At 55.5% G+C, this 15,882-nt stretch carries 13 protein-coding genes; 9 read left to right on the top strand and 4 right to left on the bottom strand.

What is annotated here, in order from left to right:
* Nucleotides 1-146: 146 nt before the first annotated feature.
* Nucleotides 147-536 carry a group II intron maturase-specific domain-containing protein gene (locus Q363_RS46750; RefSeq protein ID WP_084080728.1) on the top strand — a complete coding sequence of 130 codons (390 nt, stop codon included), beginning with the start codon at nucleotides 147-149 and terminating at the stop codon, nucleotides 534-536.
* Nucleotides 537-818: 282 nt separating this feature from the next.
* Here the strand turns inward: Q363_RS46750 and Q363_RS24720 are convergent, their stop codons facing one another.
* On the bottom strand, nucleotides 819-1,436 hold the full coding sequence (locus tag Q363_RS24720) for a hypothetical protein (RefSeq protein WP_035356117.1): 618 nt from the start codon (nucleotides 1,434-1,436) through the stop codon (nucleotides 819-821).
* Nucleotides 1,437-1,637: 201 nt separating this feature from the next.
* Here Q363_RS24720 and Q363_RS24715 point away from each other — a divergent pair, with 201 nt between their 5' ends.
* From Q363_RS24715 to Q363_RS41110, 6 genes are all read left to right on the top strand, one after another.
* Nucleotides 1,638-2,519 carry a universal stress protein gene (locus Q363_RS24715; protein ID WP_035356114.1) on the top strand — a complete coding sequence of 294 codons (882 nt, stop codon included), beginning with the start codon at nucleotides 1,638-1,640 and terminating at the stop codon, nucleotides 2,517-2,519.
* A gap of 227 nt (nucleotides 2,520-2,746) precedes the next feature.
* On the top strand, nucleotides 2,747-3,343 hold the full coding sequence (locus Q363_RS24710) for a Crp/Fnr family transcriptional regulator (protein WP_245632445.1): 597 nt from the start codon (nucleotides 2,747-2,749) through the stop codon (nucleotides 3,341-3,343).
* Nucleotides 3,344-3,744: 401 nt separating this feature from the next.
* Nucleotides 3,745-4,791 carry a universal stress protein gene (locus Q363_RS39040; protein ID WP_084080726.1) on the top strand — a complete coding sequence of 349 codons (1,047 nt, stop codon included), beginning with the start codon at nucleotides 3,745-3,747 and terminating at the stop codon, nucleotides 4,789-4,791.
* 49 nt (nucleotides 4,792-4,840) lie between these two features.
* The gene (locus tag Q363_RS24700; RefSeq protein ID WP_035356107.1) at nucleotides 4,841-6,436 is read left to right on the top strand and encodes an oleate hydratase; all 1,596 of its coding nucleotides are present in this window, start codon (nucleotides 4,841-4,843) and stop codon (nucleotides 6,434-6,436) included.
* A gap of 753 nt (nucleotides 6,437-7,189) precedes the next feature.
* Complete coding sequence (locus Q363_RS24695) at nucleotides 7,190-9,064, top strand: pyruvate kinase (protein ID WP_035356130.1); 1,875 nt, start codon at nucleotides 7,190-7,192, stop codon at nucleotides 9,062-9,064.
* A 694-nt stretch (nucleotides 9,065-9,758) separates the two neighbouring features.
* Nucleotides 9,759-10,175 (top strand): hypothetical protein, encoded by a 417-nt coding sequence (locus Q363_RS41110; RefSeq protein WP_157467489.1) that lies wholly within the window; start codon nucleotides 9,759-9,761, stop codon nucleotides 10,173-10,175.
* 213 nt (nucleotides 10,176-10,388) lie between these two features.
* On the opposite strand, the gene Q363_RS44665 is transcribed toward Q363_RS41110, so the two are convergent.
* Nucleotides 10,389-10,511 carry a transposase gene (locus Q363_RS44665; protein WP_245632444.1) on the bottom strand — a complete coding sequence of 41 codons (123 nt, stop codon included), beginning with the start codon at nucleotides 10,509-10,511 and terminating at the stop codon, nucleotides 10,389-10,391.
* Between the two features lie 339 nt (nucleotides 10,512-10,850).
* On the opposite strand from Q363_RS44665, the gene Q363_RS24675 reads away from it, so the two are divergent.
* Nucleotides 10,851-11,972, top strand: a complete 1,122-nt coding sequence (locus tag Q363_RS24675; RefSeq protein WP_211256333.1) for a zinc-binding dehydrogenase — start codon at nucleotides 10,851-10,853, stop codon at nucleotides 11,970-11,972.
* Between the two features lie 186 nt (nucleotides 11,973-12,158).
* On the opposite strand, the gene Q363_RS24670 is transcribed toward Q363_RS24675, so the two are convergent.
* Both Q363_RS24670 and Q363_RS24665 read right to left on the bottom strand, forming a co-directional pair.
* Nucleotides 12,159-14,024, bottom strand: coding sequence for a heavy metal translocating P-type ATPase (locus Q363_RS24670; RefSeq protein WP_051979273.1), 1,866 nt, complete (start codon nucleotides 14,022-14,024; stop codon nucleotides 12,159-12,161).
* A gap of 45 nt (nucleotides 14,025-14,069) precedes the next feature.
* Nucleotides 14,070-14,927 (bottom strand): universal stress protein, encoded by an 858-nt coding sequence (locus Q363_RS24665; RefSeq protein ID WP_157467485.1) that lies wholly within the window; start codon nucleotides 14,925-14,927, stop codon nucleotides 14,070-14,072.
* A gap of 210 nt (nucleotides 14,928-15,137) precedes the next feature.
* On the opposite strand from Q363_RS24665, the gene Q363_RS24660 reads away from it, so the two are divergent.
* Nucleotides 15,138-15,722, top strand: a complete 585-nt coding sequence (locus Q363_RS24660) for a cation-transporting P-type ATPase (protein WP_051979272.1) — start codon at nucleotides 15,138-15,140, stop codon at nucleotides 15,720-15,722.
* The last annotated feature ends 160 nt before the right edge of the window (nucleotides 15,723-15,882 follow it).

Below are 15,882 nucleotides of genomic sequence, written 5' to 3'. Positions count from 1 at the left end.
TCTAAAAGAGGTGTTCTATAACCTGCTGACCAACGCCGTGAAATTTACCCCGGAGGGCGGGAGGATCACATTGCAAACAGAAGAAGAGGGTCGGTTTGTAGGATGGGTTACGGAAAGGAAAACACACCAACGAGAAATTTGATTTTCTGGGGTATGAGTTTAGACCGCGAAGATCAAAGAATCGCAATGGCAAGGTCTTCCTGAACTTCAGTCCAGCAATTTCCACCGCGGCGGCAAAGGCGATCCGAGACACGATTCGGAGCTGGAAATACCTACGTATAGCAATAAGGCGATCGAAGAACTGTCTCTACAATCCCATGATCCGAGGCTGGCTCCAATATTACGGGCGGTTTTACCGCACGGCGCTCCGCTCGATCGTGCGCCAACTGGGCCGAGAGCTGGTCCTTTGGGCCAAGCGTAAATACAAAAAGCTACGTGCACACGTTCGGAGAGCTAGGCACTGGATCGCGAGCATCGCGCGTCGTTGTCCAGAGCTTTTTGCCCACTGGGAGTTGGCACGTAGCGTGGCTCCATGATGGGAGCCGGATGACGCGAGAGTGTCCTGTCCGGTTCTGCGAGCGCCTCGGGGTGAAACTCCTCGGGGCGACTCTCCCGGGAGCAACGCGCCAACGCTAAGGTAAACCGCGGATCACTTCCGCTATGCCGAACTTCCCACTGGTCAGTAGAAGCGCCGTCACCGAGTAAGTCCTGCTGAAGAGTTCCTTCATGCTGGCGGTTCGTGCCAATGGTGAGATTGTCGTAGCAAGCGTTTGGAGCGAATGAGCCGATCATGGAAGGTACCGTATTGGCTTGTATCGTCATCTTTCTTGCCCCGCTGTGACCTTAGTTCGGAGATGCCCGACATTTAGAAATTCTCGTTCCGCAAAGAGCATCCGTGCGGACAGCGCGAATAGATTGAATCCAAATACTCCAAGATAGCCATAGAGCAACCACGCAAGTTCACGCGGACTCAGGTTTTTGCCAAACAGGAGAGCGATTGACGAGATCGCGGCAACAGCCGCCGAGGCGTAACACCACTTCGCACCGTGGTGTGCCGACGTTCCTCTTGCGACGATGAACTCCGTGATCGCTGCCGTGGCCGCCTGAATCGCCGCGAGATAGATGAACCAGTGGAGTTCAGCGCGGTCAGACACCAGTGCGAACAGGAGGATTCCGATCACAGCTCCGCAGATTCCCTGCACCCTCAGAGCAAGTCGGCCAGGCTGCTGACGCGGAATCATGAAGCTGGTTGTAAGGATGATCGCGCTATCGATCGTCCCGTACGCCGCCAGGCAAAGAATCGAAATCACGACAGCAAAAGGAAGCAGGAGAATTGTCGACGCCATCTCCGGAATGAACAATACCCCTGTTCCGGCGACAACGGCAAGAAGCCCGCGGATCATTGTGGCTACCCAGTACTCTGAATAGGCTTTCATCTACTACCTCCTGCGTCCGCCGAACTTATGCACTCAGCTCGACCTGATCGCCCCAACATGTTCACCCGGCTGTCTGTCTAGAGATGTGACGGTCGTCACAGACCTGGGTGGACCGCGTCATGTTCAATGGGGGTCAAGCCAGACATCGTTCCTGGTATCGAGCATGGAAGGGCGCGCACGATTGAACGATCGAGGTGTCATATGCCGGTCATTGGAGAACGCGTCTCTATTTCTGTGAAGAAGATCCTGCTCGCCACGGACTTCTCCTCCACCTCGGAGAAAGCTGCTTCCTACGCAAGAGCTTTGGCTCGTCGCTTCTCCTCCACTGTCGAGATCGCACATGTCTTCGATCCGTCTGTCGTCAAATCCTACAAAGAGGTACTCATGGGTCTGCCAATAAATGAAAGGCGGCGAATTAGTAATGAGAACCTTGAGCGCTTACGGGATGACTTCTCCGCTTCTGGGATCGATGCGCGAACCATATCTCCTGAAGGACACCGACCCTCTGCGGGCCTTCTGAGGATCGCCAAGGAGCACGAAGTCGACCTGATCGTTGCAGGAACGCAGTCCAAGTCGGGAGTGGAGAGACTGATCCTGGGCTCGACAGCGGAGGAACTTATTCGAAATGCAAAGTGCCCTGTGCTTACCGTGGGTCCTAATGCCAAGCCCCTTGGAGATGCTCCTCTAACTTTCCAGACGATTGTCTATGCAACGGATTTCTCGGCCGAGGCCGCGAAGGCGGCAGTCTACGCTACTTCCTTCGCCCAGGACAGCGGGGCTCATCTCTATTTCTGTTATGTGCTTCAGACGGTCGCCTCTTGGAAGAGGGAGTTCGTGGATGGAGCATTCCAATCCGCGTTGAAAAGGATGATTCCCGAGTCTTCTTACGACTGGTGCAATCCCGAATGCGTGGTTGAGCACGGTGACGCTGCCAAGACCATCCTCGACCTAGCCGAGAGGGTTCAGGCGGACCTCATCGTGCTTGGCGCGCGCAAGGCGTCGTTCTGGCTGACCTACGTCGAGCGTGGCGTGACTCCTGATCTGTTGGCTCAGGCAGCGTGCCCAGTAATGACTGTGTGCTGAACCTTTGCGGAAAGCTAGTCGGAGAAGCGCGTCTCGTCGCTTTGACATCCAGCCGGATATACTCGAGGGTAATCATCAGCTTCCCACCTGGGCACAGAGGTCACTTCGGAATGCCTCCTCCTCCCACATCTCGAGCGGCGCGCGATTGCGGTACCTGTGAGCTTCGTTCGCTGCGAATGTTCTGTAATCTGGACGAGGATGCGCTCACCGACTTCGAGTCGATCGGCGTGCAGGCGTCTCTTCCGAAGGGCATAAAGCTCTTTCAGGAGGATGAGCCGAGTAAAAGCGTCTTCGTCATCTGCACTGGTCAAGTCAAGCTTTCCTGCTGTTCAAGGGAAGGAAGAACCCTGATTCTCAAGATCGCCATGCCGGGAGATGTTCTCGGACTGGGAGCGGTTATCTCCGGATCGAGATATGAGGTAACAGCAGAGACGATCGAGCCGACTGAGATCAAAAGCATTCGTCGGGAGGACTTCCTCTCCTTTATCCAGAAGCACGGTGAAGCGAGCCTCCATGCCGCCAAGGCGCTCTCAGAGGAGTACAAAGCGGTGTTCTTCGATGCCCGTCGCCTGGCGCTGTCCGGTTCGGCGGCAGGCCGCCTTGCGAGTGTACTGCTCGACTGGGGAAGGGCGGCGTCCTGTGGCAAGCCTGAGATGCGCTTCACAATGGCACTCACACACGAGGAATTAGCCAACCTCGTTGGTAGCTCTCGCGAGACTGTCACTCGCATGTTGGGACGCTTCAAGAGGGAGAAACTGATCCAAATGCGTGGCGCTTCGATTCTGATTCTCTCTCCGGAGAGGCTAGAGCAGCTTTCGGCTTAAGTCTTCTTTGAGCGTCTGTCTCATTTCCTTCGTCCATCCTAACTTCAGCATATGCAGCCCTGTGATCTCTGTCACAGCTTTGTTTCTCGAGACCTCATAGATTTAGCTGTAGAGGTGGCTCATGGTTAGTAGCTGTGTCAACTCTGCTTGTTGCGCAGAGTTCAGGCTCTCCAGCATTGGAGATCTCTATGCACTTGAAAGGCGCTCTGCGGATACGGAGTTCTTCTGGCTCTGCCCCGCCTGCGTACCCACGGTCGCGCTGTGTCTTGAGCCGACGGGGTGCGTTTCGGTGAGACCCCGATGTGAAGTTGCACGTTCACAGTCATCTCATCCAGACAGCTATCTGCGGCTAGTTATTCAGGGCAAACTACCTACACCATGGCACCGTGCCGGCTTCGCCCATGGGCCGACGCTCTCAGGCGGATACGGACGCGATCCGCTTCCTTCGTCAAGCGAGGCCGCATAAACCGTGCCAATATCAAGACCCACGCCGACGGGTCAGAAATAGAGCAGAGACCATGCAAACATCCACGATCGATTCAGTACCTTCCTTCAACAAGGTTCTTCTAGCCACCGATTTTTCCGCTGCGTCGCAGGCAGCGTTCCAGACTGCCCTTAGTGTGTGCACTGCGTTTCATGCAAGTCTCTCTATCCTGCATGTTTTTGAGTTCGCCAACGCTGTCCCTCCAGAAACAGGGGGGCAGCCGCCTGAATTGAATAGCCTCTATGAAAGCGCTCGAAGCTCACTTGACCGCCTTCTCCGAGAGGCCCGACGATCAGGTGTGGCCTGTGAGGCCACCATGGGCAGCGGCATCCCCTCTGTGACGATCCTGAAGACGATTGCCTCAGACTCGATAGATTTAGCCATCCTTGGGACGAATGCACTTCACGGCTTTGAACGACTCGTCTTCGGCTCAACTGCCGAAATGGTCCTGCGCAAGGCGTCCTGCCCAGTACTGACGGTGGGCCCTCAAGCATCGAATGCTCCCGAGGCAGCTCAGATTAACAGCCCCGTTGTCTTCGCCACTGATTTTCATCTCACCACGACCCATGCGATTTGTTATGCTGCCGCCATCTGCAAGGTGACGAGGTCACCGCTGCATTGCCTGCATGTGCTTCCGCGGACGCTCGAAGGCGGTTCACACAGACGTATCACTCTGCAAATCATGACCGAGGCATTGCAGCACGTGGCAAACGAGAGTGGCACGGCCATCGATCCGCCTGTTTGTGCAATCACATACGGCAGCGAGATCTCGAATGCGGTGGTTGCCTATGCAAGGCAACAGAAAGCGAAGCTAATCGTCCTGGGAGTCCGTCAAGCTTCGATGGCCGCTTCACACGTTCCTGCTCACATCGCCTACCGCATCATCACAGAGGCTTCGTGTCCCGTCCTGACCATGGCCTTCGCATCCCAACCGCATGCGACGCTTGCGGCCGCTTGTTTGTGATTGCTCTCCTTGCGGAAAAGCATACAAGTAGCAAAGAAGTGTGAACTCCATGCCTGAAAAACGCACTGAGAATGACGCAGCATTTTATTTGGTTGGCGGCGGAATCGCCTCGCTCGCGGCGGCTGCCTTCCTTATTCGCGACGGAGACATCCCGGGCCACAACATCGCAATCCTTGAAGAATCAGCCACGATCGGCGGCAGCCTCGATGCCGCCGGAACTACTACAGATGCCTACGTCATGCGCGGCGGCCGAATGCTTGAAAGTAAATATCTCTGCACTTATGACCTCTTTTCATTGATCCCTAGCCTCGATGGGCGCAAGACGGTTACACAGGAGATCTTCGAGTGGAATAAGACGATGAAAACCTCATCCAAATCCCGCCTCTTTCGGGGAGGACACAGACTCAACGCGCCCAGATTTGGCCTGAGCGAAAAGCATATCTTGACCATCGAGCGTCTGGGGCTAGAGCCGGAGGGGATTCTCGGGCGAAGCAGCATTTCGGATCAGTTTGACCCCTCGTTCTTTGAAACAGACTTTTGGTTCATGTGGTGTACGACCTTTGCCTTTCAACCCTGGCACAGCGCGGTCGAATTCAGGCGCTATCTGTTGCGCTTCACTCATATGGTTTCCGGCTTCAATACGCTCGACGGAATAATGCGAACCGTCTACAACCAATACGACTCGATGGTACGACCGCTTCAGAAATGGCTAGAAGAGCGCGGCGTGAGGTTCGATTCCAGTACACGCGTCACCGATCTCGGTTTCTGTCATGACGCCGTGGGCTATATCGTGGACCGCATTCTCTGTGAACGTAAGGGGCATGCGGATGAGATAAAGGTAGGAGCGAAGGACAAGGTAATCGTCACGTTAGGCTCCATGACCGAAGCTTCCAGTCTGGGCTCAATGGACTCGGCACCAGTCCTGAAGGGTAAATCCGACGGCGGTTCCTGGGCTCTTTGGGAGAAGATCGCCGTCGGTCACCCGCAGTTCGGCCGTCCAGCTAACTTCACCGACCATGTAGACGAATCGAAGTGGGTGTCCTTCACCACGACTCTCCACGACCCCACCTTCTTCCGCCTCATCAGCGATCTCACAGGCAATGTCCCGGGCGAGGGTGGCCTCATTACCTTCCCGGAGTCTAACTGGTTGGCGTCGATCGTATTGCCTCATCAGCCACATTTCATCGGGCAGCCCGCTGACGTCAGCGTCTTCTGGGGCTATGGCCTTTTCGTCGACAAATGCGGGAACTTCGTGAAAAAACCCATGTCGGCATGCAGCGGTCGGGAGATTATGACGGAGATAATGGGACATCTACGGATTGAGGCCGATGCCAATAAAATCCTCGAGACCTGCACCTGCATCCCGTGCATGATGCCTTTCATCACCAGTCAGTTTCTGCGTCGAGCCAAAGGCGATCGTCCCAGGGTAGTACCGGAGCGCTCGAAGAACCTCGCCTTCATCGGACAATTCTGCGAACTCCCGGACGACGTAGTGTTCACAGTGGAATATTCGATCCGCTCCGCGCAAACAGCAGTGTATTCGTTGCTTCGACTGAGCCGCACACCGCCACCCGTATACAAAGGGCACTACGATCCGCGCGTTCTGCTAAAGGCCTTCCTGGCTTTACACGACAAAAACGCCTAGAAAAAGTGCTTTGCAAGCCATACACCCTTTTCACGTCCGCATTTGTTCTTTCCGGATCGCCAACAACGAGCGTGACAGCGATCACCGCCTTATTCCATTGTGGGCACGACAATCAATCTTGGAGGTTGCCACTCATGCAAATTGCGACCACTCAAAAGTCTTGCGCCTGACAAGTAAACCCTGCGCCGGACCATGCACCGGCTACGGAACACGTTCGGACTGCCCGCCACTGATTGTTCTCGCGGTGCTATCTGTGCAACCAACCATACTGAGCGCAGGAGGTAGCCGATGACGTTACAGGCAGCCGTGATGTCGTTGGTCTTCGCTGCTCGGCTGGAATTCAGGGAGTGCGTAGAGCGAACAGGACCTTGCTTTCGGGCAGCCCTAAGGCGTGGATGTCGCTCAGGCTGCTGAACTCTCTTTGGGACACAAAAGGGACACAAAAATGTGTCCCTTTTGCACCCTCATTGCATTTTCGCCAATTCCAAACTACCTGCCTTGGAATCAATGGTGGGGACGACGGGCTCGAACCCGCGACCCCTGCCGTGACGAGCAACGGTCACATTAGTGATGAGAACTCGGCAGTACAAGCAATCTCGTCTACCGTGGTTGTTTATTGATCGGTGGTCTGCCCGATCTTTTTACCAGTTTGATTGTTAGTGTAGCGCGGCTATTGCCCTCACTGATCGGACCACGTTCTTAGACGGTAGCGTTCGGAATGTAAAATTACTGTTCTTGAACTGGCTGGTCTCCATGCAAACCCTCGATAAGCGTCTGCTTAAACAGCTCTCCGCGGAGCTTACTTCGCTTGCATCGAACATGCTCGATCTGGAAGCCGCCCGGCTCAAACAGCCTACGGCCATCCATGAAGCACATCGTCGCAGCGCCCGGAATCTTGTCCACTACCTTGCGCTGCGCCAGCTCGATCTCCGGCCATTGCAATCCCAGCTCGCGCTTCTCGGCCTCTCCTCGCTTGGCCGCGCAGAGAGTCACGTCCTCAGCACCGTCCTGACCGTCCACCGCGCGTTGAATGCCTTGCTTGGCGCCAGCGGCCCAGTACCATGCCCTGAGGACCCACCCATCGAGTTTGAGGAGGGAATCCAATTGCTGAACGCTAACACCGAGGCTCTCCTGGGTCCCACTCCATCCGGTAGGAAGGTCCGAATCATGGTCACTATGTCTTCGGAGGCGTCGACGAACTATGAGCTCGTGCGCGACCTCGTCAGGAATGGCATGGACTGCATGCGCATCAACTGTGCTCATGACAATCCCGATGCTTGGCTTGGCATGATCCGCAATCTCCGGAAAGCTCGAGAAGAAACGGGTCGTGACTGTCGCATCTTGATGGACGTCGCCGGTCCTAAACTGCGCACAGGCCCCATCGAGCCCGGCCCGTCGGTGATCAAATGCAGACCCAAGCGGGATGTCTACGGTCGCGTTGTAGCTCCAGCCCGCGTCTGGTTAACTCCGAACCTTAGTCGTGAACGGGCTCCAGCCACAGACGTTGTGTCCATTCCGGTCTCAGCCAGCTTCCTCAAACACCTCCGGCCGGGTGATGCGATCCACTTGCGCGACGCCCGCAGGGCGCAGCGAACTCTGCATACCTCTCAGGTCGTGGGCAGAGGTTGTTGGGCCGAGGCGAAGAAGACGATCTATTTCATGCCTGGCCTCACGATGAATGCAAAGTCAGCCGACAGTGGCGTTCCCACGAAGAGACGAACTCGCATCGGTAAGCTTCCGGTGCTTCCACAGACCCTCCTGCTGAAAACAGGCGATCAGCTCATCCTGCACCGAGAGGGCATACTCGGAAAGCCGGCGGCATACAGCAAGACCGGAGTACTTATCTCACCCGCTCAAATTAGTGTCTCCCTGCCACAAATGCTCGATCACGCAAAACCCGGAGAGCCGGTCTGGCTTGACGACGGCAAGATTGGCGGTGTCTTTCGCGAGGTGGGTTCAGATTTCGCCACCGTTGAAATTACACAGGCACATCCTGAAGGCCAAAGCCTTGGCGCTGAGAAGGGTGTTAACCTCCCCGAGACACGCATCGACATATCTGCGCTCACCCCCGATGACTTGGAAGCGCTAAAGTTTATCGTCGAGCACGCAGATATAGTCGGCTACTCGTTTGTCCGCACGCAGTCTGACGTGACTCAGCTTCTCGATCACTTGGAGAAGCTCGGTGGCGAACATCTTGGCTTGATCCTCAAGATAGAAACCCGCAAAAGCTTCGACAATCTGCCCAGTCTTATTCTTGCCGCCATGCGTACGCGGTCCCTTGGCATCATGATTGCCCGAGGCGATCTCGCTGTGGAATGTGGCTACCAGCGTCTTGCAGAGGTCCAGGAGGAGATCCTTTGGATCAGCGAGGCCGCTCACATTCCTGTGGTCTGGGCTACACAGGTTCTGGAAAACCTGGCAAAGAAGGGTATCCCCTCCCGCTCGGAGATCACCGATGCCGCCATGGGAGAGCGCGCTGAGTGTGTCATGCTAAACAAGGGGTCCTATCTCGCCATGGCTGTCAAGGTTCTTGCGGACATCCTCACTCGCATGCAGGCTCATCACGAGAAAAAGCGCGCCATGCTGCGTCAACTTCATCTCGCCACTGGTCTTAGCACCACTGCTTGATGGTCGTCGAATGAAGGTACCTGTGGTGAGCTTTTGGTTACGCTCGTCTTCCTGTCTCCGAACATCCATCAAAGCTGAAAGAAGGGGCTGATCGTGGCGCCAGCAATCGCGTCGAAGAGATGTTCCGATCCGCTGCGGCGTTCTGCAAGAGGTAACAAGTTGGCAACGTGAGCGCGGCTTCGGCTGAGCCGTGTGCCGACATAGTTCTGGACGGCAAGACAGAGGAGAATCCCTACGGGGATCCAGAGTCCGCGCTGCAGAATAAGAGCAATATTGTCATATCAGACACCCGAGCGGTCACCTCCGCGCAAGTTCAGTGATCGCTATCACAGATAAACTCTCGGGCCTGATTGAGTCTTTTCAAGAGATGAAGATGAAACCTTACTTTCAGACCCGATGGAAAAGGATGGGCGCAGCGATCGCAATCGCAAGCGCTACTTATGTGACGCTTGCAGCTCTTACTTGGTATCGGTTTGGGCGGAAGAGGAGCATGGGAGGCAAGGGCCAAGATTCAAGACTCGAACCGTTTCTCCCCGAGTATGAAGTCCGAGAATACCATTGCGTAGCTGTTTCCGCGCCAGCCAAAGCGACGTATGCTGCCGCAATTGGTATGGATCTCAAACAGTCCAAGTTAGTGCGCGCACTCTTTAGGATTCGTGAACTGCCTTTCGGCTCCGTATCAAATGGGGAAGAGGTGCCGCGACTTGGCCTACTCGAACAAGCGAAGTTGTGGGGCTGGGGTGTTCTGAGCGAAGACCGGGGCCGGGAGATCATCTTTGGGGCAGTCACTCAGCCGTGGCGTGTGCGGCCTGTTTTTCGTGCTCTCTCCCCAGCGGAGTTTGCGGCCTTTAAGGAGCCGGGATACGCGAAGATCGCATGGACATTGCGGGCTGATCCCCTAGGCAGCGCAAAGTCGATGGCCTGCACTGAGACTAGGGTGGTCACGACCGACCCCGTATCCCGTGCACACTTCCGGCGTTATTGGGCACTGTCGATGCCCGGTATCGTGTTGATACGTTTGGCGGCGCTCAGATTGGTGAAGAAAGAGGCTGAGGCCACTCGCATGGAAATGACGGAGACAACAGAGGCCGGCATTCCGAAGGAGCACTAGCCTGCATCATTCATGAAGGCACGGCGAACCGTTGTTGTGAGTGCAAGATTGCGGCGAAGATACTTTGGGCGGGCTGATGATGTTTGGATTGCGGGAGCGGGAGCGTGTGTGACCGCGCCGTGGGTGGGATGAAGGGTTTTTGAGCGCAGCTTTTCCTGAAACGTATCCTGCGTGATGGTGGGAAGTGAGTTTTTCTGGTTGTGGAGGCCGAGGTTATCCCGGCGCGGCTCCGAGGGCCAGCGCAAGGTGCCGGAAGGTGGCGAGAAGCGGGAACGATTCAGGCAGATGTACGACCATGCGCCGCACCGAGACGATCACCCGCGCACACAGTTTCAAGAAGCGTTCTCGCAGCGTCCAGACCTGAGCTCGTGCGCAATCGGTGCCTGCGGCTCGCAGGCGGCCTCTGCACTGGGCGAACAATCGTACGCAACTACGAACTTCTTGAAGCTTGCGAACACTTCGGTTGAATCTGTCGGAATAGGTGAGGTAATCGTCGCCATAACTAACTCCTTTAATAGAGATCTACTAAAGATTCTCATCCGGATATTGCATTGGCTGTGACGCATATCACAGCCAATGCGGTCTGTTTTCAGAGAGAATGCTTGCATTGCAGTTAGGTTAGAGCGCCACGGTTAGATCCAACCCACTCCGCTACTCTGCTTCGGAGGTCACACAATGCCGAATTCGACGACCGAAGCCCCAGAAAACGTGGCAGTTGCAACTCTTGCGGCGCACCCGATGAAAGCGCTTGTCTTTCGGGGTCCCAACCAGATCGCTCTGGAGGAGCGCGCGATTCCACAGCCTGGCTTCGGAGAGGCAGTCATCAAGGTCTCAGTAACCACTATCTGTGGGACGGATGTTCATATCCTGAAGGGCGAGTATCCCGTCAAGCCAGGCCTGACCATCGGCCATGAGGCTGTCGGGACGATCCATGCACTCGGCGTGGGCGTCACCGGATACAAGCTTGGCGACCGGGTACTGGTCGGTGCGATCACGCCATGCGGCCAATGCGGATACTGTCTCGGCGGCAATCTCTCCCAGTGCGGGGGGCCTATCGGAGGCTGGAAGTTTGGCAACACTATCAATGGCGTTCAGGCAGAGTATGCTCTGGTCCCGAATGCACAAGCGAACATGGCGATAATCCCCGATGAATTGCGTAACGAAGAAGTGATCTTGCTGGCTGACATTGCGAGTACGGGATTCTCGGCTTCGGAAAGCGCACCCGTCATGCTTGGCGATTCAGTCGCAGTCTTCGCCGCCGGACCCATCGGGCTATGCGCGGTGCTCGGAGCCAAGCTCCACGGTGCCGGCAGTATTATCGCGGTCGATGCAAATCCGCATCGTCTGCAAATGGCGCTTCAGATGGGGGCCACTCACACCATCGATATCAGGAAACAGGATCCAGTCGCCGAGATCCTTCGTCTTACTGGCGGTCATGGAGTGGATGTCGCTATCGAGGCGCTGGGCCTCCAGCAAACGTTCGAAAACGCGCTCCGTGTAATCAAAGCCGGAGGCACCCTCTCCAGTCTCGGAGTTTACTCGGGCAAGCTGGCCATTCCGTCGGAGTCGTTCGCTGCAGGACTCGGCGATCACAAGATTGTCACCACGCTCTGTCCCGGTGGAAAGGAGCGGATGCGTAGGCTCATGGAACTCGTTCTCAATCGCCGAATTGATCTGACACCATTGCTCACCCACTCCTTCTCACTGGACCGAATCCTCGACGCTTACACCCTGTTCAAGGAACAGCGTGACGACGTCCTGAAGGTGCTCATCAGGACAGAGCCAACTCATATCTGAACGGCAATGCCGCAGCTAGGAGCAATCGGCGAAGTCTGAGTTCGTATCTCATGATTTTGCGCGTGGTGGGCTATCGCATGTTTCGGATACCACTCCCGAATAAGCCTATCTGTCGGTTTCAATGCGACCGCGCTGTGATCAAGGCCACATGTTCTAACCTTAACCATAGCTTGGCGGGGGGCATCCTTAGAAGTCCCGCAATTCTTTTGTCGGGATTGATGCACGAACCGCATTGAGCACGGCAAACAAATCGATAGCTTCCTGGCCGACCGCTCCTGCAAGTGGAGGTAGAAGGCCAAGGGCGGCGGCGATCATTCCGAGTGAACTCAGGACCATTCCCCCAATGGCGCTTTGTAGCGCAATCCGCCGCATTCGTCGTCCGATGTGGAGGAGTTCGTCGACTTTGCTCAGCGTGGGTTCGAGAATCACAGCCCCAGCAGCTTCTGCCGTGATATCGCTGTTCTGACCAAATGCCACTCCCACGGTTGCAGCCATCATCGCCGGCGCATCATTGATGCCATCTCCCAAAAAGAGAGTAGGGGCCTTCTCCGTCTCGGCGCGTACGATCTTCAACTTCTCCTCTGGTGCCAGACTTGCACGGACGTCGGTGATCCCGACTATCTCCGCAAGATGGTGAACCTCGCTATCACGATCCCCGGACAAGATCATCATGTGTTTCACATGATGCTTCGGCCTAAGGTGACTGATGAAGGGCTTTCCCTCCCTCCTGGGACGGTCATGAAACCTCAGCAGACCCGAAACGCGGTTGTCCACGACGATCACGCATTCCATGCCTGAAGTGGTCGCTGGCAGGATAGCTGCCATCTCCGGGGGAAGCTTCCGTCTTCCCGTGACAAGGATCTTCTGCCCCGCTATGTACCCCGTTAATCCCTCGCCTGGTCTTTCACTGATGTTTTCCACGTTCTGGAGAACGATCTTTTTATCCCCCGCGGCGCGAAGGATAGCGCTTGCAAGCGGGTGTTTCGAATATTGCTCTAGGCTTGCCGCCAAGCGAAGGATGCTGATCGGGTCGGCTTCAGAAAAGCACAGAGTCTCAGTCACGATTGGTTCGCCATGGGTCAATGTGCCCGTCTTATCGAAGAACATCGTTTGAATCTGTCCAACCTGTTCCAGGACAACCGGTTTCTTGATTACAATTCCACGTTTTGCCGAGAGCGAAATGGCCCCAATAATCGATATGGGAATTGCTAAGAGAAGTGGGCGCGGTGTTGCGATAACGATCACAGCTAAAAACCGTTCCGGGTTGCCACTCAACAACCACCCCGCCAAAGCCACTGCGACAGCAACAGGCGTATAGACTGCACCCAAACGATCGGCCAAGCGGTGGATCCTGGGAGGATGCTGCTCAGCTGTCTGCATCACCTCCATAATGCGCGAGTAGCGCGAATCCACGGCAAGCTTGTCTGCAATGATCGTGAGAGCGGAGTCTTCGTTGAGCGCACCGGAGATCACCTGGGAGCCCGCAATTTTGCGCATACGAAACGGCTCGCCTGTCAGGAACGATTCATCCATTGTTCCCGCCCCAGATTCAACTGTCCCATCCACCGGGCATATTTCGTGCGGGAAGATGATGAGACGGTCGCCGACAGCAATGTCAGTCACGGTGATGTCACGCGCTGTCCCATCTACGATGCGATGGGCTACGTTGGGCATACGCTTCGCTAGCGCATTCAAAACGGACGATGCGCGCTGGGTCGCGAATTCCTCCAATGCCTGCCCTCCTGAAAGCATCAGTACGATGATCGTCGCGACGAGGAGTTCCCCCATCAAAGTGGCAGTAACGATCGAAAGCCCCGCCAGAACGTCGGAACCAAATTGCCTTTTGAGCACGTGCCGCGCTAGGTCATATAGCAACGGCAGTCCGCCCACGGTCACTGCAACCCATAGCGGAAGTGTAGAGATCCTACTTTTGACATGAAACGCATAGTGCAACGAAAGATAGAGAATGATAGCCAGGAATGACACAACGACGGAGATGCGGTTCCACAGGCGCCTCACATCGCGGCGTGGTGCCTCTCTCTTGTCTCCCATAGCTACTCTTTTCCTATCAATTACCGCACACGCACCAAATGCACATCAGGAAGAGATAGTAACGACAGCGCACGGGGCGGCGGCAATCACTTGAAAAGCGATCTTTGGCGCAAGATGCGAGGCATACGCAGACGCGCGGTGTACTCCAAGCACTAGAAGATCCGCAGGGTAGCGTTCGGCTTCATTCGTTATCGCTTGGCTTACATCTTTTCCGTGCAAGGTGACATACTCCGCAGCGTGCCCTGTACTCTCAGGCCCATTGCTATCAAGAGCTTTCCGGACAGGATCGAAACTCTGATCTTCGGAAGTACCAACAAAATCTGGGTCGGCTGACACGTGAAGAACTCGAAGAGATGCCGACGACGATTTCCGAAGCATCGCTGCGAATGGCGCTGCCGCTAAGGACGCGTCGCTGAAATCGGTGGCATAAAGCACTTTATGAAAATTGGGATCACTTCCTTCTTCAGAAGTGACGTGTGGCCCTACTGTAATGACTGGGCACGATGCTTGCCTCAAAACCTCTTCAGCCGTTGAGCCAAGGACGAAGCGGTCCATACCTCCTATCGCATGGGTTCCCATAGCGAGAAGAGGGTTCTTGCACGTCTGGAGGGCGTTGAGGATCTCTAGTGATGGAAATCCATCTTCGATCATCCTCCCCTCTGTTTCCACCCCACTGTCGGCGAGGACCTTCCTGGTCTCGTTCATCCTATGTTGAACGTCTCTCCGAATGCACTCGATCATCCAACCCACAGGCACCTGATACTGATGGCGAGCCACATACTGGAAGACATGCACAACCAAGACCTTGGCCTTGAATATATGGGCAAATCTTCCCGCAATGGATAGTGCAGCCGAGGAGGCAGGCGAAAAATCGGTTGCCAATACAATCTGATCGGGAGTCATAGCGTCTGGCCTTTCTGGATCTATGCTTTGCACAATACAGACTGCTCCTGTTTCGCTTCTGTGACTGACGTCACAGAGTACATGTCGCCGAACAGATACATTGATGGAGCCATCGTCTATGCAGAAGAACAGTAAAACCGAACTTCTGCTCGATCCATTAAATTCTCTGAGCGTCACAGTGACTGAAGGTGCGGTTCATCGATACGGCAAATGCTCGACGACTCGTCTATCCGCCAATTGCCCCACGAACAGCCGGTCTCGGTAGTCGTTGCTGCCTTGGGATCCGATCTTCAAGCAGGCCTCGCGTCCCAAGAGGCGCAAAGACGCCAGAAGCTCTATGGTCTGAACACCTTACGTACAAAGGCCCATGTCCCCGCATGGAAGCGTCTCCTCAACCAATTCCATGACCCGCAGGTCTACTTGCTCCTTGGCGCAGCTGCGGTAACGATACTTGTATCCAAGCTCGAAGGCGGCTCCGGAATCTCCTATGAAGCCCTCATTATCCTTGCGATCGTCTTTTTGAATGCCATCCCCGGTTTTGTACAGGAAGATCGAGCAGAACGTGCATTGGCATCCCTGGGAAAGATGATGCCGGAACAAACTACCGTGATTCGTGATGGCACCCAACAGCGTCTCTTGGTTCAAGACCTCGTTCTCGGAGATCTGTTGATCCTGCGCGAAGGCGACTCTGTCCCCGCGGACGCTCGCCTGACACACGAAATCTCTCTGCTCACCATTGAATCTTCGCTCACAGGGGAAAGCCTCCCCGATCGCGGTAGGGACACTCATTGCTGAGTGCCCCCCGCACAAAACCCGGCGGGCGCAATTCGCGCACCGGGCTTCCACCTTGGGTGATTGACGGCGAAACGCTCATGCGGCCAGGGATGAATTATTCGCACGGCAGGCAGAAATGCTGCCACGAGTTGCGCGGCCCGATCCCACGTTGTGCGATCCC

Source organism: Edaphobacter aggregans DSM 19364, assembly GCF_000745965.1.
Lineage (GTDB): Bacteria > Acidobacteriota > Terriglobia > Terriglobales > Acidobacteriaceae > Edaphobacter > Edaphobacter aggregans.
The sequence above is the reverse complement of the archived record's forward strand: the minus strand, read 5'-3'. Positions and strand labels throughout refer to the sequence as shown.